The organism is Frankia sp. Mgl5 (assembly GCF_023242985.1).
Classification (GTDB): domain Bacteria; phylum Actinomycetota; class Actinomycetes; order Frankiales; family Frankiaceae; genus Parafrankia; species Parafrankia soli.
The window spans coordinates 1-337 of record NZ_JALKFY010000567.1; the positions used below are offsets into that span (position 1 = coordinate 1).

Below are 337 nucleotides of genomic sequence, written 5' to 3' on the forward strand. Positions count from 1 at the left end.
ATGGGCTACTGTTCATGGGCTCTGACATTAAGGAAGATCATATCCAAGCGCTTTCCACAGCCTCTGTACCGATCGTGCTGGCGGCGACCAGAGATGCCGACAGTATTTTGCCCTCCGTCACCATCGACTATTTTCAGGCTGCTTATGATGCGGCGCGTGTGCTGATCGATCATGGACATAAGCGGATTGCGATGATCACCAGTCCGCTAAACGACCCGCTGGCAGGGCTGCTCCGGTTCGAAGGGTACAAGCAGGCGTTGGCAGATGCCGGGATGAATTTGGACGAGCAGTTGGTTGCACCAGGCAACTACTTCTACGAGTCTGGACTGCGCATCAT

The 337-nt window shown here is 54.6% G+C and carries 1 pseudogene; it reads left to right on the forward strand.

The features are described 5' to 3' along the window. A pseudogene (locus MXD62_RS10660) lies at positions 1-337 on the forward strand (catabolite control protein A); the annotation flags it as partial.